Source organism: Acidovorax sp. BL-A-41-H1 (assembly GCF_051942715.1).
Genome location: NZ_JBPVJQ010000006.1, coordinates 764841 through 789206, shown reverse-complemented (window position 1 = coordinate 789206; position 24366 = coordinate 764841). Strand labels below are relative to the sequence as shown.

The window sequence follows — 24366 nt, the reverse complement described above, 5'->3', positions numbered from 1 at the left end:
GGCTTGTGCGTCAGGGCGGAAGTCCATGGCCCTGTGACGATTCGTGTAGCGAAGGCGACGGAACCCCGGGTCGTGCGCTGGTCGGCAAATCCGCAGCCTGGAAATGCACCACGCGCTGGGGAAACGGCACCTCCACATGGTGCTCGCGCAAGGCACGAAGAATCGCCATGTTGATCTGCGATCGCAGCCCCAGCGTGCCGTTCTCGGGGTCGGCAATCCAGAAACCCACCGTGAACTCCAGCCCGTCTGCGCCAAACGCGCTCAGCGCCACGGCTGGCGCAGGCTCGCGCAGCACGCGCGGGCTGACCAGCGCGGCCTCACCCAGCAGGCGCGCAACCAGATCGACATCGGAGTCGTACGCCACGCTGACCACCGTGGAAATCCACACCTGCGGGTCCGAGAGCGACAGGTTTTCCACCCGCTGCGTGATCAGCAGCTCATTCGGCACGATGGATTCGCGGCCCGACGGAGACCGGATGACGGTGTAGCGCGCGTTGATCTGGGTGATGCGGCCCTCGAACGCGTCGAGCTTGACGTTATCGCCAATGCGCATGCTGCGCTCGGCCAAAATCACAAAGCCGCTCACGTAGTTGGCCGCGAGCTTCTGCAGGCCAAAACCGATGCCCACGCCCACGGCACCGCCCAGCACCGACAGCGCCGTGAGGTCGATGCCCACGGCCGACAGGGCCATGATGAGCCCCACGAACACCAGCACCGCGCGCAGGGCGTTGCTGATGGCCTTGCGCAGCGACAGTTCGCTGCCGGTGGCCGCGCGCAGCAGCCGCGCCTCGATGGCTGCAGAGATCCACAGCGCCACCAGCAGCACGGCCCCAGCGGTGATTGCGCCCTCTATCATCGTTCGCACCGACAGCGTCGATGCACCCACCTTCCAGCTGATCTTGTCGAGTTCCTGCAGCACCAGCGGCAGCAGGCCGGTGACCCACAACACCATGCCCAGCCATGCCAGCCATGAGAATGCTGCGCTCGATCGGCCGCACCCAGGCCGACTGCGGAAACGCCACCTGCAGCACCTTGACGCCGATGCGGATCACCACCAGCGACACCAGCACCGGGATGGCCACCTTGAACACTGCCAACGGCACCCACTGCGCGGCCAACGTGCGCGCCAGATATCCCAGGCTCAACAGCACCAGCGGAAACAGTGCGCCATCGACCATGCTTGATCCGAACCAGATCGACCGCGGGTCTTTGTCATGGATGCGGCGACGCAGCGCCCACACCACCGTCCAGGCCGATGCCACGCACAGCACCAGCAGACCCAGCTCGACCAGCACGGAAGGCTGGGTGAACGCCTGCGCCCACTGGCCCAGGTCGGTGATCATCGACGGGTCCTCGGCGGCAGGTGCCGGCGTACCAGACCCGGTGCCGTGGGCAGTAGCGCCCCCAACAACAGCAGGGTTTGCCATCAGCGCTTCCAGTCGGGCTGGCGTTTTTCGGCGAATGCGCGCGCACCCTCCTGGGCCGCTGCATCCATCATGTTCACTGCCATGGCCTGGCTCGCGAGCTGGTAGGCGGCGTCGATACCGAGTTCGCGCTGCTGATGCACTAGCGCCTTGCCCATGGCCACGGCCACACGCGGTTTTTCGAAGATGGACTGCACGAGTTTTTCCACCTCGGCATCCAGCAGGTCAGCGGGCACCACGCGGTTGACCAGGCCCTGCGCCAGTGCCGTCTGCGCATCGATGAAGTCGCCCGTGAGCAGCATTTCCATGGCACGCTTGGCCGGTACGTTGCGCACCAGGGGTACGCTGGGCGTGGCGCAGAAAAGGCCATAGTGGATGCCGCTGGTGGCAAACGTCGCGGCGTCGGCCGCGACGGCCAGATCGCACTGCGCCACCAGCTGGCAGCCGGCCGCAGTCGCCATGCCATGCACGCGCGCAATCACCGGCACCGGCAGCTTGTGGATGGCCAGCATGACCTTGCTGCACTGGGCAAACAGCGCCTGGTACCAGGCCAGATCCGGGTGTGCAGCCATGTCCTTGAGGTTGTGCCCCGCACAGAACGCCCGGCCGCTGGCTGCCAGCACCACGGCGCGCGCCGTCTCGTCGCGGGCCACGCCGTCCAGCGCCTGCTGCAGCGCAGCCAGCATGTCGCTGCCCAGGGCGTTGAAGCGTGCGGGGTCGTTCAGGGTGAGGGTGACCACGCCGCGGTTGTCGCGGGCGGTCTGTAACAGGTCATTCTGATTCGTGGGTGTCATGCGTATATCTCTCCTTAGAGGCTGGCCACCGAAACCGGCGCGGCCCAGGCCAGCGGACGCCGCGCAAGGGCCGCCCCGCCGCGCTGGCGTCGTCCCCCTTCCCGGCGAAGCCGAGAGAAGAGGGAAGCCGCGCAGCGGCTCAGGGGGTTGTCACAAATCAGCCAGGACCCGCAAGTGGGCTTCCACGCTGCGCGCCAGCGGAGACATGACATAGCCACCTTCCAGGCACGACACGATGCGACCTTTGGAAAACCGCTTGGCCACATCCATGATGCGCTGCGTGATCCAGGCGTAATCCTGCTCGGTCAGGCCCAGCTGGCCCATGTCGTCTTCGCGGTGGCCGTCAAAGCCCGCGCTTACAAAAATCATTTCGGGCTTGAAGGCCTCCAGGCGGGGCATCCACATCATTTCGATGAGCTCGCGGATGTCCATGCCGCGCGTATAGGCGGCCACGGGCACGTTGACCATGTTGGGCGCCGGATCGTGGTCGCCGCTGTAGGGGTAGAACGGGTGCTGGAAGATGCTGACCATCAGCGCCCGCGGGTCGTGCGCCAGGATGTCTTCGGTGCCGTTGCCGTGGTGCACATCAAAGTCCACCACCGCCACGCGCTTGAGGTTGTAGCGCTGCAGCGCGTACTTGGCAGCCACCGCTACGTTGTTGAAAAAGCAGAAACCCATGGCCTTGCTGCGGCAGGCATGGTGGCCAGGCGGGCGCACGGCGCAAAAGGCGTTTTGGATCTCGCCGGCCATCACGGCGTCGGTGGCTGCCAGCGCCGCACCCGCTGCACGCAGGGATGCTGCCCATGTGTGGGCGTTGATGGAGGTGTCGGTGTCGATCTGCGCGTACTGGGGGCCGCCGGCCAGCAGTTCTTCGTTGAGCCGGTCTGACATCCCGCGCATCGCTGCCACGTGCATGCGGTCGTGCGCCAGCTCGATGTCGGCCAGCGAAGCCTCGGGGGCCTCGTAGCGCTCCAGCGCGTCGGCCACGCCGGTGATCAGCAACCGGTCTTCGATGGCATCGAGCCTTTCGGGGCACTCCGGGTGGCCCGGCCCCATCTCGTGTTTCCAGCAATCCCGATGGGTGAAATAGCCCGTCTTGCTCACAGTCTTGTCCCCGCGTGTCACGTTTGGCCTGTTTTTTCGGATAACGTCATGCCATGAACGCACAGCACAAGATTAAATCCCTTTTGGATCAGCTTAACACGGTGATTGTGGGGAAATCGGCCCAGGTTCAGGACTGCGTGGCCTGCCTGCTGGCAGGAGGGCACCTGCTGATCGAGGACGTTCCGGGGGTGGGCAAGACCACGCTGGCCCATGCGCTGTCGCGCACCTTTGGCCTGCAGTTCTCCCGAGTGCAGTTCACGGCCGACCTGATGCCCAGCGACCTCACGGGCGTGTCGGTGTACGAGCGCGGCAAGGAGGCCTTTGTGTTCCACCCCGGCCCCGTGTTTGCCCAGGTGCTGCTGGCCGACGAGATCAACCGCGCCAGCCCCAAGACACAAAGCGCGCTGCTCGAAGCCATGGAGGAAAAGCAGGTGTCGGTGGAGGGTGAAACCCGTGCCCTGCCCCACCCGTTTTTCGTGATTGCCACGCAAAATCCGCACGACCAGCTGGGCACGTTTGCGCTGCCTGAATCGCAGCTCGACCGCTTTCTGATGCGCATCTCCATCGGCTACCCCGACCGGGCCGCCGAACGCATGCTGCTGGCGGGCGCCGACCGGCGTGACATGGTCGACGGCATGCTGCCCCTGTTGTCCGACGACGAGCTGATGCAACTGCAGCGCGAGGTGCAGGCCATCCACACGGCCGAGCCGCTGCTCAACTACGTGCAGGACCTGATTGCCGCCACGCGTTCGGGCCGCTGGTTCCTGCAGGGGCTGTCGCCCCGCGCCGGCATTGCCCTGGTGCGTGCAGCCAAGGCGCAGGCGCTGATCAGCGGGCGCGACTATGTGGCGCCTGACGACGTACAGGCCATCCTGCCGCAGACCATTGCCCACCGCCTGGTGCCTGTGGGCGATGCCGGCCGGGGCGCTGTGGAGCAGGTGCGCGCCATGGTGGACGCCGTGCCACTGCCCTGAAGGCGGGCCGCACCGTGAGTACCGCCATCGATCCCCCCGGCGCACCCGCCGCTGGCGTTGCGCGCGCCGGATGGCGCACGGAACTTGCCGCCGTTACCCCCTGGGCGGCCATGCGCCGCCGCTTTCGCCGCTGGTGGGAGGCCCGCCTGCCCCTGAGCGACACGCTCGTCCTCACGCAACGAAACGTCTACATCCTGCCCACCGCATCGGGCTGGATGCTGGCGCTCACGCTGCTGGTGCTGCTGGTGGCCTCCATCAACTACCAGCTCAACCTCGGTTACCTGCTGACCTTTCTGCTGGCGGGCAGCGCCGTGGTGGGCATGCACATCTGCCACGCCAACCTGCGCGGCCTGACGCTGCACCTCAACGCACCCGAGCCGCATTTTCTGGGCAGCGCCGCGGCGGTCGAGGTACAGCTCTCCAGCGACCGCAAGAGCGCCCGCTACGGCGTGGCGCTGTCGGTGCATGGCGACGGCAGCGAAGCCCACCACTGGGCATGGACGGATGTGCCTGCCCAAGGTAGCGCCACGGTGCAAATTGCCTTCAAGCCTCCGCGCCGCGGGCTGCACCGCATTCCCACCCTCACGGCCGAAACACGCTTCCCGCTGGGCACCTTTCGCGTGTGGACCTACTGGCGCCCGGCGGCACAGGTGCTGGTGTACCCTGCCCCCGAGTCGCCAGCCCCGCCCCTGCCCGCGGGCGAGCCGCGCGGTGGCGGCACGGGCAGCGCCCAGTCGCAGGGCATCGGCGAGTTCGATGGCGTGCGGGCCTACCGGCGCGGCGACCCGCTCAAGCTGGTGGTCTGGAAGAAGGCCGCCAAGTCGCTCGGTACCGGTACCGACGATCTGGTCAGCCGCGACGCCCAGCAAGCCCAGCGCCACGAACTGTGGCTGGACATGCAGCAGGCCAGCTTGCAAAACCCCGAGGCCCGCATTTCCCGCCTGGCGGCCTGGGTGCTGCAGGCCGATCGGCTGGGCCTGGACTACGGCCTGCGCGTGCCGGGCACCGAAATCGCGCCTGACACCGGCCCGGCCCACCGGCGGCGTTGCCTGGAGGCCCTGGCGTTGCTCTGAGCAACCCCACCAGCCTGTTTTTGAATGAAAACGGCCTGAGGCCCTTTTATCATCATCCCCGATAGCTATCAATTAAATAGCAAACACCCATCCAGCGGCACCACCCGATGACTCTGCGCCAGACCTTCGCATCCCTGCCCCGCGACGCGCGCGACACGCTGTTTCTGCTGTTTGTGATCGTGTGGGTCATCGCGCCGCAGGTCGGCAACCTGCCGGGCTGGGCGACGCTGATGGCTGCCGGCCTGATGCTGTGGCGGGGCTGGCTGGCCTGGAAGGGCCTGCCCCTGCCCAGCCGCTGGACACTGCTTGTCTTCGTGGCGGCGGCCGTTGCGGGCACGCTCTTCACCCACCGCACCATCCTCGGGCGCGATGCGGGGGTGACGCTCATCGTGATGCTGCTGGCGCTCAAGATGCTGGAGCTGCGCGCACGGCGCGACGCCATGGTGGTGTTCTTCCTGGGCTTCTTCACGATGCTCAGCAACTTCTTTTACTCGCAGTCGCTCGTAACCGCCGCCGCCATGCTGGTGGCGCTGGTGGGGCTGCTCACTGCACTGGTCAATGCCCACATGCCGGTGGGGCGGCCGCCTCTGGCGCAGTCACTGGGGACAGCGGCGCGCATGGCCCTGCTCGGCGCGCCCATCATGGCCGCGCTGTTCATGCTGTTTCCGCGGATGGCGCCGCTGTGGGGCGTGCCCAGCGACGCCATGGCCGGACGCAGCGGCCTCTCGGGCGTGATGAAGGTCGGTACGGTGGCGCAGCTCGCGCTGGACGACAGCGTGGCGATGCGGGTGCGCTTCGACACGCCGGACGGCGCGGCGCCGCCCCAGCGGGACCTGTACTTCCGCGGCCCGGTGTTTGGCAGCTTCAACGGTACCGAGTGGCTACCACTGTCGTACGGCCCGGGCGACCTGCGGATGGACCGCCTGCCTACGCTCGCCAACCTGCGCACCGAAGGTGAACCACTGCGCTACGAGGTGACCCTGGAGCCCCACAAGCAGCCGTGGCTGCTGCTGCTGGATGCGGCGCCCGAGCAACCCCGGCTCCCCGGCATGGGCCTGTTCATGACGCAGGACCTGCAGTGGTTCTCCACCCGCCCGGTGACCGACGTGCTGCGCTACCAGGCGGTCAGCTACCCCCGCTTCACCCACGGCCCCATGGCCATGACGCCTGCCCTGCGCACCTACACCGAGTTGCCGGCGGGTTTCAATCCGCGCACGCTCGCGCTGGCCCAGCAGATGCGCAACGATCCGCGCATCGCCCCCGACCCGGCGCAGGACAACACAGTGGCGCTGGTCGAAGCGGCGCTGACGCGGCTGCGTACCGGCGGGTTCGTGTACTCCCTGGACCCGGGCCTGTACGGCCAGCACACGGCCGACGAGTTCTGGTTTGACCGCAAGGAAGGCTTCTGCGAGCACATTGCCTCGGCCTTCGTTGTGCTGATGCGCGCCCTGGACATCCCGGCGCGCATCGTCACGGGCTACCAGGGGGGTGAGCGCAATTCGGTAGATGGACTGTGGACAGTGCGCCAGAGCGATGCCCACGCCTGGACCGAGGTGTGGATGGCCGGACAGGGATGGGTGCGCGTGGACCCGACCAGCGCCGTGTCGCCCGGGCGGACCGGAGCGTTCCAGCGCCTGCAGGCGCCGCAGGGGGCATTTGCCACGGCCGTGGGCACACTCAGCCCTGGCCTGGCGCAGAACATGCGCGCCGTGTGGGAGGCCGTCAACAGCCGCTGGAACCAGTGGGTGCTCAACTACACCCAGTCGCGCCAGATGGACCTGCTCAAGGCGCTGGGGTTCGAGTCGCCCAGCTGGCAGGACCTGACCATGGTGCTCGGCTTCATCGTGATGACCTTTGCGCTCGGCGGCGTGGGCTGGAGCCTGTGGGAACGCAGCCAGCACGACCCGTGGCTGCGGCTGCTGGCGCGGTCGCGCCGGCGCATGGCGGCGGCAGGCCTGAACCTGCCGGATAACCTGCCGCCGCGGTCGATGGCGCAGCGCGTGCAGGCACAGTTCGGGGCGGAGGGAGCTGCGGTGGCCGACTGGCTGCTGCGCCTGGAGCGTCTGCGCTACGCGCCCAACGCGAACGCAGCGCACGCAGCGTTGGCCGACCTGCGCCGCGAGTACCGCGCGCTGCGCTGGCCCAAGGCCGACCCGAACCGCAGCTGAGGCATGGCTGACGCGGTAGAGCCGCCCAATCGGCCGAACACCCGGGCGCACAGCGCGACAATGCATGGCAATGAACACCGCAGCACGAAGCATCACCATCGCTATTACGTTAGTAGCAGCCAGCACAATCGCGGCAAACGCTACCCCGCAAAAACCCTCCAAACCCGTCAAGCCTGCAGCCACCCGGGCTGCAGCCTCGGCGGGCCAGGCCGCAACGGGCACGAAGGCACCAGTGCTCTACGCGTCGCGCCCCGAGGCCATGCAGTTTGCCGACGACCTGGCCGCCCGGCGCGACCTCGACCGCGAATGGGTGCGCCAGGCCATCGGGCAGGCCCGCTTTCTGCCGCAGGTGCCCCGGCTGATGCTGCCGCCGCCCAAGGGCACGCCCAAGAACTGGCGCGCCTACCGTGGCCGCTTCATCGACCCGATCCGCATCCGTGCGGGCGTGCGTTTCTGGCAGGAGAATCTGGCCGCACTGGAGCGGGCCGAACGCGAGTACGGCGTGCCCGCCGAGATCATCGTGGGCATCATCGGGGTCGAGACCATCTACGGGCAGCAGATGGGCACCTTCCGCGTGATGGATGCCCTGGCCACGCTGGCGTTTGACTTCCCGGGCGCGCACCCGCGCGCGCCGGAGCGCACCGAATTCTTCCGGCGCGAGCTCGAGCAGTTCCTGAGCCTGTCCAACCGCAGTGGCACCGACCCTTTTGAAGCACGCGGCAGCTACGCCGGGGCGATGGGGCTGGGCCAGTTCATGCCATCGAGCTGGGTGCGCTACGCCATCGACTACGACGGCGACGGGCGCGTGGACCTGTTCAAGAGCCCGGCCGACGCGATCGGCTCCGTGGCCAACTACTTTCGCGGGCATGGGTGGACACCCGGCATGCCCACGCATTTCGCCGTGGAGTTCGACCCCGCGCGCCTGCAGCTCGATGACCTGCTGGCCCCGGACATCCTGCCCACCTTCAGCGCGGCCAGCATGCAGGCCAAGGGCGCCATGCTCGACGCTGCAGGCGCCCAGCACACGGGCCCGCTGGCGTTGGTGGAGCTGCAAAACGGCGCCGAGCCGCCGAGCTACGTGGCCGGTACCGAAAATTTTTACGCCATCACGCGCTACAACTGGTCCAGCTACTACGCCATGTCCGTCATCGATCTGGGCCGCGAGGTGACCGCCGCACGCCGCGGCCAGTGAAGGCCCAGATGCCCCGGTGCAGGTACCGGGGCTGAAAGCGGCAGCCCCCACCCCAGGGGGCCGCGCCATGTTTCAGGAGGGCCGCTGCATGTTGCAGCTGTGCGGCTGCTGCGCCTTGGCCGCGGGTATCTGCCGCACCACGCGGAAGCCGTAGCCCGAGCCTTCCACATCGAACTTGACGCCGGGCGCACCCTTCTTATCCATCACACCCACGGCCAGCGCCTGCTGGAACTGGTGGTCGCCCGCACGCATGCTGCCGGCCTGGCCTGACAACTGCACGCTGGCGGTCTCCATCTGGCGCGCGATGGCCAGCGTGTCGGTGCTGCCCGCGCGCTCGATGGACTGGGCCAGCGCCTCCATCATGAGCTGCATGCGCATGTGCACGTAATCGTCCTGCGGCTTGGGAAAGCGCGTGCGGAACGACTGGTAGAACGCCTCGCTCTGCGCACCGGGGACGTTGGGCAGCCAGTCAGCCACGGCAAACACCTTGCCGATGCCCGCATCGCCCATGGCCGCAGGGGCACCGAGCGCATTGCCGTAAAAGGTATAGAAGCTGCCGTCATAGCCCACCTCGCGCGCGGCCTTGACCAGCAACGTCAGGTCGTTGCCCCAGTTGCCGGTGACCACGGCCTGCGCGCCGCTGGCCTTGATCTTGACGGCGTATGGCGCAAAGTCCTTCACGCGGCCGATGGGGTGCAGCTCGTCCCCCACGATGGCCACATCAGGGCGCTGGGCGGCCAGCTGCTTTTTCGCCTCGCGCAACACGGCCTGGCCAAAGCTGTAGTCCTGGCCGATGAGATACACGCTCTTGATGGCCTTGTCTTCACGCATCACCTCCATCAGCGCCGCCATGCGCATGTCGGCATGCGCATCAAAGCGGAAGTGCCAGAAGCTGCACTTTTCATTGGTAAGGATCGGGTCTACGGCCGAATAGTTGAGGAACAGCACGCGCTTGCCGGGCTCGCGCTCGTTGTGCTTGTTGATCGCGTCGATCAGCACCGCCGCGGTGGCCGACGAATTGCCCTGCAGGATGACCTGGGCGCCATCATCGATGGCGGCGCGCAGCGCGGACAGCGCCTCTTCGTTCTGGCCCTTGCTGTCGTAGCGCTCCAGCGCCAGCGGGCGTGGGCCGCCTGCGGCTGCTGGCAGTTGCACGCCACCCCGCGCATTCACGCGCTCCATGGCCCAGTACACGTTGCGGTACACGGCCTCGCCGGTGTTGGCGAAGGCGCCAGACAGGCTTTCAATGAGCGCGATCTTGACCGGGCGGACCTGCGATGCAGGCACGGTGGCTGGCGCCGCAGAAGGCGCAGTCTGGGCCCAGACGTGTGACGCAGGCAGCAGGCAGGCCAGGGCCGCAGAAGCGGCGCAAACCGCCGGACGTAATGCCGCAAGGCCCGTTTTCAAGCCTGCAGGACGCAATTTATTCATGCCAGTGATTCCCTTGAAATGCGTTGTGGGCGCACACACCTCCCTGGCATGCGGCGACCACGTCGAGAGCCGCGCAGTGTATAGGAGCCCCTCCATGATCTTCGCCCCCATGATTCCCCGCGCCGCCTATGTGCATCACCCACGCCGTGCTGACCTGGCGCTGCAGCGCTTCCTGATGGGCGCACTCGCCAACCCGGCCCCTGCATCTTCCGCAGGATGCACCGTGACGCAGGACGACAAGACCACCACGCTGGCCCTGGACGTACCCGGCCTGGCGCGCGAGCAGCTGCAGATCAGCATCGAGGGCAACACCGTCACCGTGCAGAGCGTGGAAGGCGCACCCCGCAAGCTGCACCGAGCCTGGGAACTGGCCCAGGACGTGGACGCCGCGGCCAGCCGCGCCACGCTGGAAAACGGCGTGCTGACCCTTACGCTGGCACGCGTCGAGCCCGCGAGCAAAGCCACCCGCCTGGCCATTGACTGAAAGCGGATGGGCGATGCGCTGCGAGCACTGCGCACGCGCAGCGCTCTCCGGTCGCTTTGAAACCCGCAGGCTGCGGCCTGCTGGCCTGGCTTGATCAGGCCGCGGCCAAGATGGCATCCAGCGGCCAGCGCGGCTTCACGTCAAACGCGTAGTCGGTGTTGGCCTGCTGCTGCCCTGCCTGCAGACGCATGGCGGCGGCCATGGCGATCATGGCGCCGTTGTCGGTGCACAGGTGCAGCTCGGGGTAGTGCACGCGCACCCTGTTTTTTTCGCAGGCGGCATTGAGCTGCGCACGGAGGTGCCGGTTGGCCCCCACGCCGCCCGCTACCACCACGCGCTGCAGCCCGGTCTGTTTCAGCGCGGCCAGGGTCTTTTTCACCAGCACGTCCACGATGGCCGCCTCGGTGCTGGCGGCCAGGTCCGCCTTGCGGGCTTCCAGCTCGTCGCCCAGCTTTTTGGCCTGGGTCAGCACGGCCGTCTTGAGGCCCGCAAACGAAAAGTCCAGATCGCCGCTGTGCAGCAAGGGGCGCGGCAGCTTGAAGGCCGTGGCACTGCCCTGCTCTGCCAGCCGCGACAGCGCCGGCCCGCCGGGGTAGCCCAGGCCCATGAGCTTGGCGGATTTGTCAAACGCCTCGCCAGCCGCATCGTCAATGGTTTCGCCAAGAATCTCGTAGCGGCCCACGCCGTCCACGCGCATCAGCTGGGTGTGGCCGCCCGACACGAGCAGTGCCACAAACGGAAATTCAGGCGGGTCCGCGCTGAGAAACGGCGACAGCAGGTGCCCTTCAAGATGGTGCACGCCCAGCACCGGCTTGCCCAGCGCAGCACCCAGGGCGCAGGCCACGCCCGCGCCCACCAGCAGCGCACCGGCCAGCCCGGGGCCGCGCGTGTAGGCCACCACATCGACATCGGCCAGCGTTTGCTGCGCCTCGGCCAGCACCTCTTTGGCCAGCGGCAGCACGCGGCGGATGTGGTCGCGGCTGGCCAGCTCGGGCACCACGCCGCCATAGGCCTGGTGCATGTCGATCTGGCTGTGCAGCGCGTGCGCCAGCAGCGTGGGCACGGCATGGTCCGTACAGCGGACCAGTGCCACGCCCGTCTCGTCGCAGGAGGATTCGATACCGAGGATCAGCAAGCTCATGCCCCGAGTGTAAAACCCGGGGTTCCGCCCCTGCGCGGCGGTGGCCCGTTACCAGCGGTCGGAGCGCATGCGCAGCTCCCACGTCCCGGCGCGCAGTTCGTACACGCCCACGGCGCCGTAGCGCTGCTCGCCCTTGGCATCCCAGGTCATGGTGCCGATCACCGGCGCATAGCCGTTGATGCTGCTCATGGCCTTGGTGATCTCCTTGGGGTCGGCGGACTTGGCCTTCTGGATGGCGGCCGACAGCACATACATGCTGTCGTAGCTGTAGTGGCCGCCGTAAGCAGGTGGCTTCTTGTACGTGGCCACGTACTTTTCAAGGAAAGGCTTGCCGGTGCTGAACTCCTTGGCCTCCAGCACGGGCGACGTGGCGTACACGCCTTCGATCATGCCCATCGCCTTGGTCATGTCGGTGGTCTTGATGGTGTCGCCGCCCAGCAGACTGACCTTGGTGTAGTCGATCTTGCGCAGTGCCTCCAGCAACGCCAGCGCCTGGAAGTCGTTCAGGGTCGACACAATGACTTCGACCTTCGCGGCCTTCAGCTCTGCGGCCAGCGCATCGAAGGCCACGGTCTTGTCGTCAAACGACTTGCGGACCAGGACTTCCTTTTTCTCGGCCTTGAGCTGCTCGGCCGCGCCATCGGCCAGCCCCTTGCCGTAAGGCGTACCGTCGTCCAGTGCCGCGTAGCGCGCAGCCCCCAGCTGCGTGGCCGCAAACGAGCCGATGGCCCGGGCCTGCAGGTTGTCGTTGGCCACCATGCGGAACGTGGTGGGCAAGCCGAGCTGGGTGAACTTGGGGTTGGTCGAGATGGCGATCTGCGCAATGCCCTTGGCCGCGTATATGGGCGCGGTCTCGATGCTCACGCCCGAGTTGAGGTGACCGATGACGGCCACGACGCCCGAATCCACCAGCTGCTGGGCCACCGTCTTGCCGGTGGCTGCATCGGCCTTGTCGTCCACGGCCACCACCTCCAGCGTCACGCGCTTGCCGTCCACGGTGTAGCCGCCCTTGTTGAGCTCTTCCACGGCCAGGTTGACGCCGTTGAGCAGATCCTGCCCCAGCGCGCCCAGCGGGCCGCTCAGCGGCTGGGCCACACCGATCTTGATGGTGTCGGGCACCTTGCCGCAACCCGAGAGAAGCGTGGCGGCGGCCACAGACAGCACAGCCATGCTGGCCGTGAAACGGCGCCGGTCAAGACGTTTGTTCATGCAAGAAGCTCCAATCAATGTATCAATGTGAGCGGAGGTATATGCGACGCGGCTGTGAGGCCACCATCGGGTATGCCCTGCCGTGTAACCAAGTATTAGCAAGTTTCAGGCCCCGCAAACCCGACGCCCCAGTGTTAACCCTTGAAAAAACGGCCTTTGCACCGCATTGGGGCGCAGCGAAGGCGTGAAACTTGCTTGCGCTGGGCCCATGAACGAGACCTTGCGCATCGTGGTGGTGGCCCCGGACCTGGCGGTGGCTGACCCCGACGACGACCATGCCGTGCTGCAGGCCGAGCGCTCACGCGCGCTGCGCATCGGGCTGCTCGAAAACAACTTCAACCTGGTCGCCACTTTGCCGGCCGATGTGTTCCTGAGCGACCGCCTGGCACAGCTGCAGCCGGATCTCATCATCGTGGACGCCGAAAGCGAAGCCCGCGACGCGCTGGAACATGTGGTGATGGCCACCCGCGACGAGCGCCGCCCCATCGTCATGTTCACCAACGACGAGGACACCTCGCACGTGAAGGACGCCGTGGCGGCCGGGGTGTCGGCGTACATCGTGGCGGGGCTGGCCCCGCAGCGCATCCGCCCCATCCTGGACGTGGCCATGGCGCGCTTTCAGCACGAACAGGCGCTGCGCGCCGAACTGGCCGACGCGAAGAGCGAGCTCAAGGACCGCAAGGTCATCGACCGCGCCAAGGGTCTGCTGATGCAGCGCCAGGGCCTGACCGAAAAGGCCGCTTATGAAAAGCTGCGCAAGACTGCCATGGACAAGGGCCTGCGGTTGGCCGAAGTGGCCCAGCGCATGCTGGACGCCGCCGAGCTGCTGGGCTGAAGACCGCACTGAGCGGGCTGCGCTGACCCGGTGCGCAAAACGCACGCACCCTGACCCTGATACCGGTCGTGGTGCAGCGCACAACTAGCGTGCAGCCATCGGTCAGCCGCCGGCGCAACAGCCCAGTGCGTCTGTACGGCTTCCAAATGTGCAATTTCAAGCCCTATAGGCCTGAATCCCATGCAAATCAATGCCCTATAGCTATGTTTTTAATAGCATTTTGATGATGAAATAGCGCTTGACGGACCTGGCACGCTGTTTGCAACAAGCTATCCAAGACCAATGACGGTCCCCCGGCAGCACCGGCCCAATGGCGGGCAGGTGCTGTCCCGAAGCCCCCAAGGCTTCCCCAGGACAAAGGCGTCCCCACCTACCCGGAGCATGCACAGCATGGCCCCGGGTGCGGTGAGGACGCCTTTTTGCTTTTCTAACGCTGCGAGGAACCGCCCCATGACCGATCTGTTGAAAACCAGCCTCAACCGCCGCACCGTGCTGCAGGCCGCCAGCGTGGGCGCCGTGGGTGTGAGCCCCGCCCTGCGCGCCCTGGTGCATGCCCAGGGGTCTGATGCCCCCGAGAAGAAGGAAGTCAAGATCGGCTTCATCCCGCTGACGGACTGCGCCAGCGTGGTGATGGCCTCGGTGCTGGGCTTCGACAAGAAGTACGGCGTGACCATCATCCCCAACAAGGAAGCCAGCTGGGCCGGCGTGCGCGACAAGATGGTGAACGGCGAGCTGGACTTTGCCCACGTGCTGTACGGCCTGGTGTACGGCGTGCACATGGGCACGGCCGGCCCCAAGAAAGACATGGCTGTGCTGATGAACCTGAACCACAACGGCCAGGCCATCACGCTCTCGAAGGCGCTGGCCGACAAGGGCGCTGTGGACGGCCCCAGCCTCGCCAAGCTGATGGCCAAGGAAAAGCGCGAATACACGTTTGCGGGCACCTTCCCCACCGGCACACACGCAATGTGGATCCACTACTGGCTGGCCGCCGCGGGCATCAACCCGCTGTCGGGCGCCAAGCTGATCACCGTGCCGCCGCCGCAGATGGTGGCCAACATGCGCGTGGGCAACATGGACGGTTTTTGCGTGGGCGAGCCCTGGAACCACCGCGCCATCATGGACGGCATCGGCATCACGGCCAACACCACGCAGGACATCTGGAAGGACCACCCCGAGAAGGTGCTGGGCACCACGGCCGAGTTCGTCAAGAAGTACCCCAACACCACACGCGCCGTGATGATGGCCATCCTGGAAGCCGGCCAGTGGATCGACGCCAGCCTGTCCAACAAGATGAAGATGGCCGAGACGGTGGCCGGCAAGGCCTACGTGAACACCAGCGTGGACGCCATCAACCAGCGCATCCTGGGCCGCTACCAAAACGGTATGGGCAAGACCTGGGACGACCCCAACCACATGAAGTTCTTCAACGACGGCACGGTGAACTTCCCGTACCTGTCCGACGGCATGTGGTTCCTCACGCAGCACAAGCGCTGGGGCCTGCTCAAGAGCCACCCCGACTACCTGGCCGTCGCGAAGGAAGTCAACCAGGTGGAGCTGTACAAGTCGGTGGCCAGCGCGATGAAGATCAACGTGCCCAAGGACGTGATGCGCACCAGCAAGTTCATGGATGGTGTGGTGTGGGACGGCAAGGACCCCGCCAAGTACGCCGACGGTTTCAAGATCAAGGCCTGAGCACCGCTCTGCCGCAGCCGCATTTCATCCACGCCCTCCAAAGGCACAGGAGAACACCATGGTCAGCGCCGTATTCCACAACCCTCTGGAGCCCACCCCCGGGCTCGCCACCGGCTCCACGCCCTCCGCTATGAAAAATGTAGCACCCAGCCCAATCAATGAAAGCGCCAGGGGCCAAAATGCCTCCAAAGCGGTCGCTGGAGCCCCTGTGCAGGCCAGCCAGCCCGCCGGGCGCGACTGGGCGGCCCTGTCGCGCAGCTTCTGGATGGCGGTGCTGCCACCGGTGTGCGGCCTGGGTTTGCTGGTCGCCCTGTGGGCCGTGGTCTCCACCACCACGGGCGGCAACATCCCCAGCCCCAAGGCCACCTGGCTGCAGGCGCTGGAGGTATTCAGCAACCCGTTCTACCGCAACGGCCCCAACGACCAGGGCGTGGGCTGGAACGTGCTGATGAGCCTGCAGCGCGTGGCCATCGGCTTTGGCATGGCGGCGCTGGTGGGCATACCGGCAGGCTTCATCATCGGGCGGTTCAAGTTCCTCTCGCGCATGTTCAACCCGCTGATCAGCCTGCTGCGGCCCGTGTCACCGCTGGCCTGGCTGCCCATTGGCCTGCTGGTGTTCAAGGGCGCCAACCCGGCCGCCATCTGGACCATCTTCATCTGCTCGATCTGGCCCATGATCATCAACACCGCTGTGGGCGTGCAGCGCGTGCCGCAGGACTACATGAACGTGGCCCGGGTGTTGAACCTCTCCGAGTGGAAGATCGCCACCAAGATCCTGTTCCCCGCCGTGCTGCCCTACATGCTGACCGGCGTGCGCCTGGCGGTGGGCACCGCATGGCTGGTGATCGTGGCGGCCGAAATGCTGACCGGCGGCGTGGGCATCGGCTTCTGGGTGTGGGACGAGTGGAACAACCTCAACGTCAAGAACATCATCATCGCCATCTTCGTGATCGGCATCGTCGGGCTGGTGCTGGAGTTCGCGCTCATCAAGCTGGCCACCGCATTTACGTTTGAAGAGGTGAAGGCATGACCACCACATCCACCCACGCATCACACACCACCAAGTTCATCGAGGTCCAGGGTGTGGAGCAGACCTTCAAGACCGCCAAGGGCCTGTTCCCTGCGCTCAGGGACATCAACCTGACCATTGCCAAGGGCGAGTTCGTGGCGTTGATCGGGCACTCGGGCTGCGGCAAGTCCACCTTGCTGAACCTGATTGCCGGGTTGACCACACCCACCAATGGCGCGCTGCTGTGCGCCAACAAGGAAATCAAGGGCCCGGGCCCCGAGCGGGCGGTGGTGTTCCAGAACCACTCGCTGCTGCCCTGGCTCACCTGCTTTGACAATATCTACCTGGCGGTGGAGCGCGTGTTTGGCGGCAAGGAAACCAAGGCGCAGCTGCGGGCACGCACCGATGCAGCGCTGGCGCTGGTCGGCCTCACCCCCGCTGCCCAGAAGCGCCCTGGTGAAATCTCGGGCGGCATGAAGCAGCGCGTGGGCATTGCCCGGGCGCTGTCAATGGAACCGCAGGTGCTGCTCATGGACGAGCCCTTTGGTGCGCTCGACGCCCTGACACGCGCCAAGCTGCAGGACGAGCTGCTGGAGATCGTGGCGCGCACGCAGAGTACGGTGGTCATGGTGACGCACGACGTGGACGAGGCCGTGCTGCTGTCCGACAAGATCGTGATGATGACCAACGGCCCGGCCGCTACGATTGGCGAGGTGCTTTCCGTCGACCTGCCCCGCCCGCGCAAGCGCGTGGAGCTGGCCGAAGACCCGCAATATGTGCACTACCGCAAGGCGGTCATCGACTTCTTGTACACCCGCCAGGGGCACGTGGAAAAGGCTGCCTGACTCGCACCACAGTCCGCCAGCCGGGGCTGCCGCCACACACAGCGCGCCGCACAAGCCGCCCTCACAGAACAATGCCCGCTGTCCTCTGCCAGCGGGCATTGTGTTTTTGGAAGAGCCCGGGTGATGGGGCAGCCCCTCACGCTGGCTGTGCAGGCGGGCCGCCCCGCATCACGCTGGCAGTAAAGGGCTGTGCTCGCCGGTGATGCAGCCCCCTTCAGCGTGCGCCCACGATGTATTGCTCGAGCTGCTCGATGATGTACTTCTGCTCCGAAATGATGTCCTTGACCAGGTCGCCGATGGAAATCATCCCGATGGCCTTGCCGTTGTCGACCACGGGCAGGTGGCGCAACCGGTGCGTGCTCATGATCTGCATGCAGTCTTCGCTGGTCTGGTCTGGCCGCACGAAAAGCACCGCCGATGTCATCACGTCCTTGACCTGGGTGACCGTGGAAGTGCGCCCCATGAGTGCGATCTTGCGGGCGTAGTCACGCTCGGTGAAGATGCCGGCAATGGTCTCGCCTTCCATCACCAGCAGGGCACCGATGCCCTTGTCGGCCATGAGCCTGAGGGCGTCGAACACCGAATCCGAAGGCCCGATCGAATACACGGCGGCCTCGGGTTTGGACTGAAGAATCTTTGCGACAACGGTCATGGGAACCTCCCTCAAAAACGCACAACGGCAGTGGTCATCTGCAGGCTTGGCTCAGCCTGCATCCACCGAGGCCGGACACGCCGGCCATTCGCATCAGCAGGGCTGCATTGCAAGCAACACCGCCACGCTGACTGAGGACCATTTCAGCCCATAAGTGGCCCCGGCGCAACCGGGCACAACCATGGCAGGGCACGGCTTGTTGCGCCCACCATGCCTGCAGTTACAAAAGTTGCGATTCACACGGTTTCTTGAATCTTAGCGGCCAGTGTTGCGGGCTTGTTGCAAGGCCCCGCGACCGAAACAAAACGAAAACAACCGAAACCGCAAAGAGACCCCTGCGCTGGTGCCGCGCTGCACCATAGCACCCATGTCCAGCACACAAAAGCAACTATCACCCAAGGATTCTGGCCTGCGCCAGGGTGGTGCGTTTTTGGCGCGGGGCATGCGTTGGGGGGAGACAAAGGCACCGTCGATTGTTTCCATTACCGGAACAGTCAGTTTGCGACTGGGTAGTTTTTCTCTTCCCCTCCCCCGCGTACAGTTCAATCCATCGATGAGCCGATCCCGCAAGGCGACTCACCGAACCCCGGTACCAAGGCCCTCGGGCCCGCCCTTCCGGTTTGTTTGTCTGGGACGCTTTTCTCCTGTCTTCAAAGGATTTTCATCATGAACAAGTCTGCTCGTTTCCTGTCCATCGCCGCTGTTGCTGCCGTCGCTTCTTTTGGCGCCATGGCCGATGAGGCCGATGCCTCGCAATTTGCCACCAAGTTTGATACCAACCGCACCCGCGCCGAAGTCGCCGCCGAGGCTGCCACCGTGGCCCAGACCCGCAGCATTGAGCCCGCCGGCTCGCGTGTGACGACCTACCAGAGCTCGGCCGACCGCAGTGCCGTGCGTGCCCAGGCTGCTGACGCGGTTCGCACCGGCCAGATCCCTTCGGGCGAGCGCGGCTGATTGTTTTTGCAAGGTTTTTGAATCCGGCACCGGCCCTGGGGCGTATTCCAAGGTGCCGGGGTTTTATTTGTTTCCACTGATCTGACTTACTGGAGTTTCACCATGAACAAGTCCGCACGTTTCCTGTCCATCGCCGCTGTGGCTGCTTTCGCTTCGTTTGGCGCCATGGCTGATGAGGCCGATGCATCGCAGTTCGCCACCCAGTTCGATACCAGCCGCACCCGCGCCGAAGTGGTAGCCGAAGCCGCCACCGTGGCCAAGAACAGCAGCACCATCCCTGCCGGCTCCCGCGTGCTGGCATTCACGTCCACCGCAGACCGCAGCGCCGTGAGCGCACAGGCTGCAGACGCGCTGCGCAGCGGCAAGATTTCCGCTGGCGAAATCGGCTCCCTGTAATCGGGGGTGCCGGGCAGACCATCGCGGCCTGCCGTCACAAAACGCAAAAGGCCAGGGCCCTCACGGGTCCTGGCCTTTTCTCATGCGCGCTGCATTCCAGTGCAATGGGCCTCAGCCCCCAGTGGCAGGCCTTACGACCCGTCAACGGTTTTTCTACTTGCCAGCGCGGGCCTGCGCCACGGCGCCCTGCACTTCCTTCCACAGGGTTTCGCCCACATTGGCAGCGATGCTGGCGTTCACGGCGCTGAGCTTTTCGCGCATGCGGTTGGCCTCGGCGGCTGGCAGCTCATTGACCTGCATGCCCTTGGCCTTCAGGTCGGCCAGCGCCTTGTCGGCCTCGGCGCGTGTGTCCTGGCGCTCGAAGTCACGGCTCTTTTTGGCGGCGTCCAGCAGCACCTTCTGCTCGGCTTTCGAGAGGCCATCCCAGTATTTCTTGCTCACCAGCACGATCCAGGGGCTGTAGACGTGGTTGGTCACTGTGAGGTACTTCTGCACCTCATAGAACTTGCTCGACAGGATGGTGTTGTACGGGTTCTCCTGGCCATCCACCGTCTTGGTTTCCAGCGCGGTGAAGAGTTCGGAGAACGGCAGCGGCACCGCGTTGGCACCCAGGGTCTTGAAGCTGTCCAGGAACACGTTGTTCTGCATCACGCGCAGCTTGATGCCGTCCATGTCTTCGAGCTTGTTGACCGGGCGCTTGCTGTTGGTGAGGTTACGGAAACCGTTCTCCCAGTACACCAGGCCCACCAGGCCTTTTTCCTGCAGCTTGTCCATCACCTTCTGGCCTACCGGGCCATCCAGGACCACGTCGGCTTCACGCGCGTTGTTGAACAGGAACGGCGTATCCCAGATCGCCATTTCCTTGGTGATGCCCACCAGCGTGGCGGTGGAGCCCACCATCATTTCCTGCGCGCCTCCGATGAGGGCCTGTTGCATCTGCACGTCAGAGCCCAGCGCCGCGGCACCGATGGCGCGCACCTTCATCTTGCCGCCCGAGGCCTTCTCAACCTCTTCGGCAAAAAGCTTGGTGGCACGGCCCTGGTTGGACACTTCATTGAGGCCGTAGCCAAAGCGGATGATGCGCGGCTTGAAGTCTTGCGCTGCGGCCTGGAACGAAGCGGCAAGGGCAGCCACCGACAGTGCGGCGAGCAGGGAGCGACGGAAAGTTTTCATGGTTGTCTCCATTGGCAAAGGGGGGGGGAAGGGAACGGGGAACAAACGGCTATCTCATCCAGACCACGGGCGCAGTCACGATCTGCGGGAATGCGACCAGCAGGGCAAGAATCAGCACGTAGGTGAACAGGAACGGATTGACGCCCTTGATGACGCTGTGCATCGAGATGCGCCCCACTCCGGCCACTACGTTGAGCACAGTGCCCACGGGCGGAGTGATGAGGCCAATGGCGCCGTTGAGCACGAACATCAGGCCGAAGTAAACGGGGTCGATACCAGCCTTGACGGCGATCGGCAGCATCACCGGCGCAAAGATCAGGATGGTCGGCGTGAGGTCCAGCGCGGTGCCGATCAGCACCAGCACGATCATCATCACGGCCATCAAAAGGCGGGGGTTGTCCACCAGCGGGCCCAGCCAGCTGGTGAGCACGTTGGGCAGGTCGGCCAGCGTGATCATGTAGCTGGCCACTTGCGCACCAGCACAAAGGAACATGACGATGGACGTGGTCTTGGCAGCACGCACCAGCACCCCATAGACCTCGGCGAATTTCATCTCGCGGTGAATGAACAGGGCCACAGCCAGCGCGTAGAACGCGGCCACGACAGCCGCCTCGGTCGGCGTGAATACCCCCGACTTCATGCCACCAATGATGATGAGCGGCATCAGCAGCGCCCAGAAGGCGCGTGCCGTGGCGCGCAGCCGTGCCTTCACAGGCAGAGGCTCACCCTGGGGCAGGTCCATGCCGCGCAGCACCCAGCGCCACGCAAAGATCAGCCCCGCGCCCATCATCAGCCCCGGCACGATGCCCGATACGAAGAGCGCCGAGATCGAGGTGTTGGTCGTCACGCCGTAGATCACGAACGGCATCGACGGCGGGATGATGGGCGCGATGATCCCGCCCGAGGCAATCAGCCCGGCCGACGTGTTCATGGGGTAGCCCTGCTGGCGCATCATGGGCAGCAGGATGGTGGCCAGCGCGGCTGTGTCGGCGAGGGCCGAGCCGCTCATGCTGGCCATGAGCACCGCGGCGCCGATGGCCACATAGCCCAGCCCGCCACGGATGTGCCCCACCCAGGCCTGTGCCATGTCGATGATGCGGCGGCTGATGCCGCCCGAGTTCATCAGCTCACCGGCAAGAATGAAGAACGGCACGGCCAGCAGGGGAAAGCTGTCCACCCCCGCCACCAGGTTCTGGGCGAGCAGTTGCGTGTCCCAGAAGTCGAGCACGAACGCCATGCCGGCACCGGTGAGTACCAGGGCCAGGCCCATGTTCATGCCGGTTGCCATCAGCACCAGCATGCCCAGCGAGAAAACGATGAATGCCTGCGCCTCAGGCCCGATGGGGAGCATCATGGTCATTCCACCTCTGCGCCGTGACCCAGGTCCAGCGGCTTGCGTTGAAGAAGCTCGAGCAGCGCCATGGCACCGATAGCCACGGAGCACAGGAGCGCTGGCAACGGCAGCAGCGCGGCCGAATAGCCCAGCACCACAGAATGGCTGCCCATGCCCACCACCACCTGCTGCCAGGCGCCCCAGCCCAGCATGGCGCAGGCGGCCAGCACCAGCACGCGCACCAGGCCCGTCAGCAGGGCAAAGGCAGCGCGGCGTTTTGCCAGCAGCCCCGCAAGGCTCGTGAACGCCATGTGCTCGCCCGCCGGGTAGGCTGCCGCCGCTCCGATGAACACCATCCACACAAACAGCAGGCGCGAAAGCTCTTCGCTGGCAGCGATACCGCTGCCAAAGCCGTAGCGCAGCACCACGTTGACGAACACTGCCAGCGCCATCACGGCCAGGCAGGCGGCCATCAGCACATGCGACGTTTTCTCGAACCGGCCGGGAGTTCGCGGTGCGTGGGGGTCGGCAAGCCGGGTGGAATCGCTCATGCGGCCTCCGCAGGGATGATCCAGGCAGAGACCTGCTGCTGGAGGGTGGTCAAAGGCGCGAGCGCATCCACGCGCAGAACGCCGGGTTCGCCCTCCGGCGGCTCCAGCGTTGCAAATTGGCTGTCCACCAGCGCCGCCGAGAAGAAGTGGACGCCTGCACGGGCGGCCACACGCTGGCCAGCGGTGGCGCGGTCGATGTCCAGGTACACAAAGCGCAGCGCGGGGCATGCTGCACGAAGCCGGTCGCGGTAACTCTTCTTGAGGGCGGAACACGTCAGCACCGCGCCGGCGGGGTGGGCCTGCAGCAGCAGCCCCAGGGTATGCAACCAGCCATCGCGGTCGGCGTCGGTCAGGGCAATGCCCTGCCGCATCTTTTCGCGGCTGGCCGGGCTGTGGTGGTCATCGCCTTCGATCAGCGGCAGGCGCTCGGCAGCGGCCAGCGCCGCACCCAGGCTGGACTTGCCGCATCCAGCGACGCCCATCACCACCAGAAACAACGAAACAGGGGGAACATCCATGATTGGTAGCGCTATCCAACGAACTTATAAAAAAGCACCCCGACCGGATGCGTCAAAATAAAACCTGCTGCGGGCTGCAGCGCGTCCATATCGCAGTGGAATGTGTTGCCACTGCGCATGGACAGCGCTATCCTAACCAGATCAACCTCCTCAACAATTACGGGTTTACCCTTGACCAAACCGGACGCCAGACGCCGCTCCAGCGGGCGCACCACCCTGAGCGATGTCGCCAGGCTTGCCAGCGTGAGCCCCATCACCGCATCGCGCGCCCTGCGGGGGGAACGCGGTGTAGCGCAGGAACTGGTGCAGCGCGTGAAGGATGCCGCCCAGCAACTCGGGTACGTGCCTGACCCGGCCGCCCGCGCGCTGGCGTCCCAGCGCAGCGTGCAGGTGCCGGTGCTGGTGCCGCTGCTCTCCAACACACTGTTTGTTGACGTGCTGGACGCGGTGCACCGCACGTTGTTCCCCCACGGGTATCAGGCCCTCATCGGCGTGACGCACTACGACCCCGGCGAAGAGGAACAGCTGCTGCGCACCTACCTGGCGCACCGCCCGGCCGGGCTGCTGGTCACGGGGTTTGACCGTACCGAAGCCTCGCGCCAGCTCATTGCCGCCAGCGGGGTGCCCTGCGTGCACCTGATGGAGATGACCACCGCCAGCGGCGTGTACTGCGTGGGCTTCTCGCAGCAGGATGCCGGGCATGCCATGACGGCCCATCTGCTGCAGCGCGGCTACCGGCGCGTGGCATTTGTGGCGGCGCAACTGGACCCGCGCACCATGCAGCGGGCCGAGGGCTACCGCCGCTGCCTGCGCGAGGCTGGGCTGTATGAGCCGCGGCTGGAACTGCTCAGCCCGCAGCCCTCCTCGATGCGCCTGGGCGGCGAGCTGCTGGAAGAGTTGCTGCGCACGCGCCCCGGCGTAGATGCCGTCTTCTTTTGCAACGACGACCTCGCACAAGGCGGCTTGCTGGCCGCGCAGCGCCTGGGCATTGCGGTACCGGGCAGCGTGGCCATCGCCGGGTTCAACGACCTGGCTGGCAGCGACCAGATGCTGCCACCCCTGACCACCGTGCGGACCCCCCGGTCTGCCGTGGGCGAAGCCAGCGCAACGATGCTGCTGGCGCTCATGCGCGGAGAAACGCCGGTTCAGAACTCGGCCGATCTGGGTTTTGAACTGATGGTGCGCGCCAGCACTTGAGCACGCACCATCGGGCGAGCCGGTAGCCGGCTCGGGTTGCCCTGGATACCAAGGGCGGACTGAAGCCCATGCTCGCCCACAAAGGCCCGAAGCCCTCGCGATGGCTTATGGCTCTCGCCTTCGCATTGCCCCCCACTCGGCTCCCCAACGCCGCACAGGGGACTCGGCCCCGCATCGAGGGGCTCCGAGCCTCGCAGACTCCGCCCCTGCACTG

Annotated in this window: 23 protein-coding genes and 1 pseudogene; 12 read left to right on the top strand and 12 right to left on the bottom strand. The window is 65.8% G+C overall.

All coding sequences use genetic code 11. The annotated features are described in order from the left end of the window. Positions 1-10: 10 nt before the first annotated feature. The 3 genes and pseudogenes from ACTPOI_RS16795 to ACTPOI_RS16785 all read right to left on the bottom strand — a co-directional run bounded on the left by ACTPOI_RS16795 (position 11) and on the right by ACTPOI_RS16785 (position 3322). Positions 11-1343, bottom strand: a pseudogene (locus tag ACTPOI_RS16795) (mechanosensitive ion channel family protein). Between the two features lie 83 nt (positions 1344-1426). Beyond that, entirely contained in the window at positions 1427-2218 is a 792-nt protein-coding gene (locus ACTPOI_RS16790) for an enoyl-CoA hydratase (RefSeq protein ID WP_440110826.1), read from the bottom strand. 150 nt (positions 2219-2368) lie between these two features. Then, the gene (locus tag ACTPOI_RS16785) at positions 2369-3322 is read right to left on the bottom strand and encodes a histone deacetylase family protein (RefSeq protein ID WP_440110824.1); all 954 of its coding nucleotides are present in this window, start codon (positions 3320-3322) and stop codon (positions 2369-2371) included. Positions 3323-3375: 53 nt separating this feature from the next. Here ACTPOI_RS16785 and ACTPOI_RS16780 point away from each other — a divergent pair, with 53 nt between their 5' ends. The 4 genes from ACTPOI_RS16780 (at position 3376) to mltB (ending at position 8729) form a co-directional block, all read left to right on the top strand. Further along, a complete protein-coding gene (locus ACTPOI_RS16780; RefSeq protein ID WP_440110822.1) occupies positions 3376-4296 on the top strand; it encodes an AAA family ATPase in 921 nt (306 codons plus the stop codon). Positions 4297-4406: 110 nt separating this feature from the next. Continuing rightward, positions 4407-5369 carry a DUF58 domain-containing protein gene (locus ACTPOI_RS16775; RefSeq protein ID WP_440112652.1) on the top strand — a complete coding sequence of 321 codons (963 nt, stop codon included), beginning with the start codon at positions 4407-4409 and terminating at the stop codon, positions 5367-5369. 107 nt (positions 5370-5476) lie between these two features. After that, on the top strand, positions 5477-7537 hold the full coding sequence (locus tag ACTPOI_RS16770; RefSeq protein ID WP_440110820.1) for a transglutaminase family protein: 2061 nt from the start codon (positions 5477-5479) through the stop codon (positions 7535-7537). Between the two features lie 64 nt (positions 7538-7601). Continuing rightward, on the top strand, positions 7602-8729 hold the full coding sequence (gene mltB, locus ACTPOI_RS16765) for a lytic murein transglycosylase B (RefSeq protein WP_440110818.1): 1128 nt from the start codon (positions 7602-7604) through the stop codon (positions 8727-8729). 72 nt (positions 8730-8801) lie between these two features. Here the strand turns inward: mltB and ACTPOI_RS16760 are convergent, their stop codons facing one another. Continuing rightward, positions 8802-10160: a branched-chain amino acid ABC transporter substrate-binding protein gene (locus ACTPOI_RS16760; protein WP_440110816.1), complete on the bottom strand. Its 1359-nt coding sequence runs from the start codon at positions 10158-10160 to the stop codon at positions 8802-8804. 94 nt (positions 10161-10254) lie between these two features. On the opposite strand from ACTPOI_RS16760, the gene ACTPOI_RS16755 reads away from it, so the two are divergent. Further along, positions 10255-10644, top strand: a complete 390-nt coding sequence (locus ACTPOI_RS16755; RefSeq protein WP_440110814.1) for an Hsp20/alpha crystallin family protein — start codon at positions 10255-10257, stop codon at positions 10642-10644. A gap of 94 nt (positions 10645-10738) precedes the next feature. Here the strand turns inward: ACTPOI_RS16755 and tsaD are convergent, their stop codons facing one another. Both tsaD and ACTPOI_RS16745 read right to left on the bottom strand, forming a co-directional pair. Then, on the bottom strand, positions 10739-11785 hold the full coding sequence (gene tsaD / locus ACTPOI_RS16750) for a tRNA (adenosine(37)-N6)-threonylcarbamoyltransferase complex transferase subunit TsaD (protein WP_440110812.1): 1047 nt from the start codon (positions 11783-11785) through the stop codon (positions 10739-10741). A 48-nt stretch (positions 11786-11833) separates the two neighbouring features. Next, the gene (locus ACTPOI_RS16745) at positions 11834-12994 is read right to left on the bottom strand and encodes a branched-chain amino acid ABC transporter substrate-binding protein (protein ID WP_440110810.1); all 1161 of its coding nucleotides are present in this window, start codon (positions 12992-12994) and stop codon (positions 11834-11836) included. Positions 12995-13202: 208 nt separating this feature from the next. Here ACTPOI_RS16745 and ACTPOI_RS16740 point away from each other — a divergent pair, with 208 nt between their 5' ends. From ACTPOI_RS16740 to ACTPOI_RS16725, 4 genes are all read left to right on the top strand, one after another. Then, positions 13203-13829 (top strand): ANTAR domain-containing response regulator, encoded by a 627-nt coding sequence (locus tag ACTPOI_RS16740; protein ID WP_440110808.1) that lies wholly within the window; start codon positions 13203-13205, stop codon positions 13827-13829. 450 nt (positions 13830-14279) lie between these two features. Continuing rightward, entirely contained in the window at positions 14280-15524 is a 1245-nt protein-coding gene (locus tag ACTPOI_RS16735; RefSeq protein ID WP_440110806.1) for a CmpA/NrtA family ABC transporter substrate-binding protein, read from the top strand. Positions 15525-15582: 58 nt separating this feature from the next. Further along, positions 15583-16554: a nitrate ABC transporter permease gene (gene ntrB, locus ACTPOI_RS16730; RefSeq protein ID WP_440110804.1), complete on the top strand. Its 972-nt coding sequence runs from the start codon at positions 15583-15585 to the stop codon at positions 16552-16554. Beyond that, positions 16551-17378, top strand: a complete 828-nt coding sequence (locus ACTPOI_RS16725; protein WP_440110802.1) for an ABC transporter ATP-binding protein — start codon at positions 16551-16553, stop codon at positions 17376-17378. The genes ntrB and ACTPOI_RS16725 overlap by 4 nt, the downstream gene beginning before the upstream one ends. Positions 17379-17592: 214 nt before the next feature. Here ACTPOI_RS16725 and ACTPOI_RS16720 read toward each other — a convergent pair whose 3' ends face one another. Beyond that, positions 17593-18030 carry a CBS domain-containing protein gene (locus ACTPOI_RS16720; RefSeq protein ID WP_440110800.1) on the bottom strand — a complete coding sequence of 146 codons (438 nt, stop codon included), beginning with the start codon at positions 18028-18030 and terminating at the stop codon, positions 17593-17595. A 666-nt stretch (positions 18031-18696) separates the two neighbouring features. Between ACTPOI_RS16720 and ACTPOI_RS16715 the strand changes: the two genes are divergently transcribed. Together ACTPOI_RS16715 and ACTPOI_RS16710 are read left to right on the top strand one after the other, a co-directional pair. Beyond that, positions 18697-18984 (top strand): DUF4148 domain-containing protein, encoded by a 288-nt coding sequence (locus ACTPOI_RS16715; RefSeq protein ID WP_440110798.1) that lies wholly within the window; start codon positions 18697-18699, stop codon positions 18982-18984. 102 nt (positions 18985-19086) lie between these two features. After that, positions 19087-19380, top strand: a complete 294-nt coding sequence (locus ACTPOI_RS16710; RefSeq protein ID WP_440110796.1) for a DUF4148 domain-containing protein — start codon at positions 19087-19089, stop codon at positions 19378-19380. A 153-nt stretch (positions 19381-19533) separates the two neighbouring features. Here ACTPOI_RS16710 and ACTPOI_RS16705 read toward each other — a convergent pair whose 3' ends face one another. The 5 genes from ACTPOI_RS16705 to ACTPOI_RS16685 are packed head-to-tail and all read right to left on the bottom strand — an operon-like array spanning position 19534 to position 23209. Then, positions 19534-20553 carry a TRAP transporter substrate-binding protein gene (locus tag ACTPOI_RS16705; RefSeq protein WP_440110794.1) on the bottom strand — a complete coding sequence of 340 codons (1020 nt, stop codon included), beginning with the start codon at positions 20551-20553 and terminating at the stop codon, positions 19534-19536. A 49-nt stretch (positions 20554-20602) separates the two neighbouring features. Beyond that, positions 20603-21907 (bottom strand): TRAP transporter large permease, encoded by a 1305-nt coding sequence (locus ACTPOI_RS16700; RefSeq protein WP_440110792.1) that lies wholly within the window; start codon positions 21905-21907, stop codon positions 20603-20605. Positions 21908-21909: 2 nt separating this feature from the next. Continuing rightward, complete coding sequence (locus ACTPOI_RS16695; protein WP_440110790.1) at positions 21910-22437, bottom strand: TRAP transporter small permease; 528 nt, start codon at positions 22435-22437, stop codon at positions 21910-21912. Then, positions 22434-22955, bottom strand: a complete 522-nt coding sequence (locus ACTPOI_RS16690) for a gluconokinase (protein ID WP_440110788.1) — start codon at positions 22953-22955, stop codon at positions 22434-22436. Before ACTPOI_RS16690 ends, ACTPOI_RS16695 begins: the two co-directional genes overlap by 4 nt. Before the next feature lie 11 nt (positions 22956-22966). Continuing rightward, positions 22967-23209 carry a hypothetical protein gene (locus ACTPOI_RS16685; RefSeq protein WP_440112734.1) on the bottom strand — a complete coding sequence of 81 codons (243 nt, stop codon included), beginning with the start codon at positions 23207-23209 and terminating at the stop codon, positions 22967-22969. Here ACTPOI_RS16685 and ACTPOI_RS16680 point away from each other — a divergent pair. Next, positions 23127-24152 (top strand): LacI family DNA-binding transcriptional regulator, encoded by a 1026-nt coding sequence (locus ACTPOI_RS16680; protein WP_440110786.1) that lies wholly within the window; start codon positions 23127-23129, stop codon positions 24150-24152. The genes ACTPOI_RS16685 and ACTPOI_RS16680 overlap by 83 nt on opposite strands. Positions 24153-24366: the final 214 nt, after the last annotated feature.

What these genes read in the sequence shown, in the direction of transcription:
- ACTPOI_RS16790 (WP_440110826.1), bottom strand. Translation starts at nt 2,218, where the DNA reads ATGACACCCACGAATCAGAATGACCTGTTACAGACCGCCCGCGACAAC.
- ACTPOI_RS16780 (WP_440110822.1), top strand. Translation starts at nt 3,376, where the DNA reads ATGAACGCACAGCACAAGATTAAATCCCTTTTGGATCAGCTTAACACG.
- ACTPOI_RS16775 (WP_440112652.1), top strand. Translation starts at nt 4,407, where the DNA reads ATGCGCCGCCGCTTTCGCCGCTGGTGGGAGGCCCGCCTGCCCCTGAGC.
- ACTPOI_RS16770 (WP_440110820.1), top strand. Translation starts at nt 5,477, where the DNA reads ATGACTCTGCGCCAGACCTTCGCATCCCTGCCCCGCGACGCGCGCGAC.
- mltB (WP_440110818.1), top strand. Translation starts at nt 7,602, where the DNA reads ATGGCAATGAACACCGCAGCACGAAGCATCACCATCGCTATTACGTTA.
- ACTPOI_RS16760 (WP_440110816.1), bottom strand. Translation starts at nt 10,160, where the DNA reads ATGAATAAATTGCGTCCTGCAGGCTTGAAAACGGGCCTTGCGGCATTA.
- ACTPOI_RS16755 (WP_440110814.1), top strand. Translation starts at nt 10,255, where the DNA reads ATGATCTTCGCCCCCATGATTCCCCGCGCCGCCTATGTGCATCACCCA.
- tsaD (WP_440110812.1), bottom strand. Translation starts at nt 11,785, where the DNA reads ATGAGCTTGCTGATCCTCGGTATCGAATCCTCCTGCGACGAGACGGGC.
- ACTPOI_RS16745 (WP_440110810.1), bottom strand. Translation starts at nt 12,994, where the DNA reads ATGAACAAACGTCTTGACCGGCGCCGTTTCACGGCCAGCATGGCTGTG.
- ACTPOI_RS16740 (WP_440110808.1), top strand. Translation starts at nt 13,203, where the DNA reads ATGAACGAGACCTTGCGCATCGTGGTGGTGGCCCCGGACCTGGCGGTG.
- ACTPOI_RS16735 (WP_440110806.1), top strand. Translation starts at nt 14,280, where the DNA reads ATGACCGATCTGTTGAAAACCAGCCTCAACCGCCGCACCGTGCTGCAG.
- ntrB (WP_440110804.1), top strand. Translation starts at nt 15,583, where the DNA reads ATGGTCAGCGCCGTATTCCACAACCCTCTGGAGCCCACCCCCGGGCTC.
- ACTPOI_RS16725 (WP_440110802.1), top strand. Translation starts at nt 16,551, where the DNA reads ATGACCACCACATCCACCCACGCATCACACACCACCAAGTTCATCGAG.
- ACTPOI_RS16720 (WP_440110800.1), bottom strand. Translation starts at nt 18,030, where the DNA reads ATGACCGTTGTCGCAAAGATTCTTCAGTCCAAACCCGAGGCCGCCGTG.
- ACTPOI_RS16715 (WP_440110798.1), top strand. Translation starts at nt 18,697, where the DNA reads ATGAACAAGTCTGCTCGTTTCCTGTCCATCGCCGCTGTTGCTGCCGTC.
- ACTPOI_RS16710 (WP_440110796.1), top strand. Translation starts at nt 19,087, where the DNA reads ATGAACAAGTCCGCACGTTTCCTGTCCATCGCCGCTGTGGCTGCTTTC.
- ACTPOI_RS16705 (WP_440110794.1), bottom strand. Translation starts at nt 20,553, where the DNA reads ATGAAAACTTTCCGTCGCTCCCTGCTCGCCGCACTGTCGGTGGCTGCC.
- ACTPOI_RS16700 (WP_440110792.1), bottom strand. Translation starts at nt 21,907, where the DNA reads ATGATGCTCCCCATCGGGCCTGAGGCGCAGGCATTCATCGTTTTCTCG.
- ACTPOI_RS16695 (WP_440110790.1), bottom strand. Translation starts at nt 22,437, where the DNA reads ATGAGCGATTCCACCCGGCTTGCCGACCCCCACGCACCGCGAACTCCC.
- ACTPOI_RS16690 (WP_440110788.1), bottom strand. Translation starts at nt 22,955, where the DNA reads ATGGATGTTCCCCCTGTTTCGTTGTTTCTGGTGGTGATGGGCGTCGCT.
- ACTPOI_RS16685 (WP_440112734.1), bottom strand. Translation starts at nt 23,209, where the DNA reads ATGGGGCTCACGCTGGCAAGCCTGGCGACATCGCTCAGGGTGGTGCGC.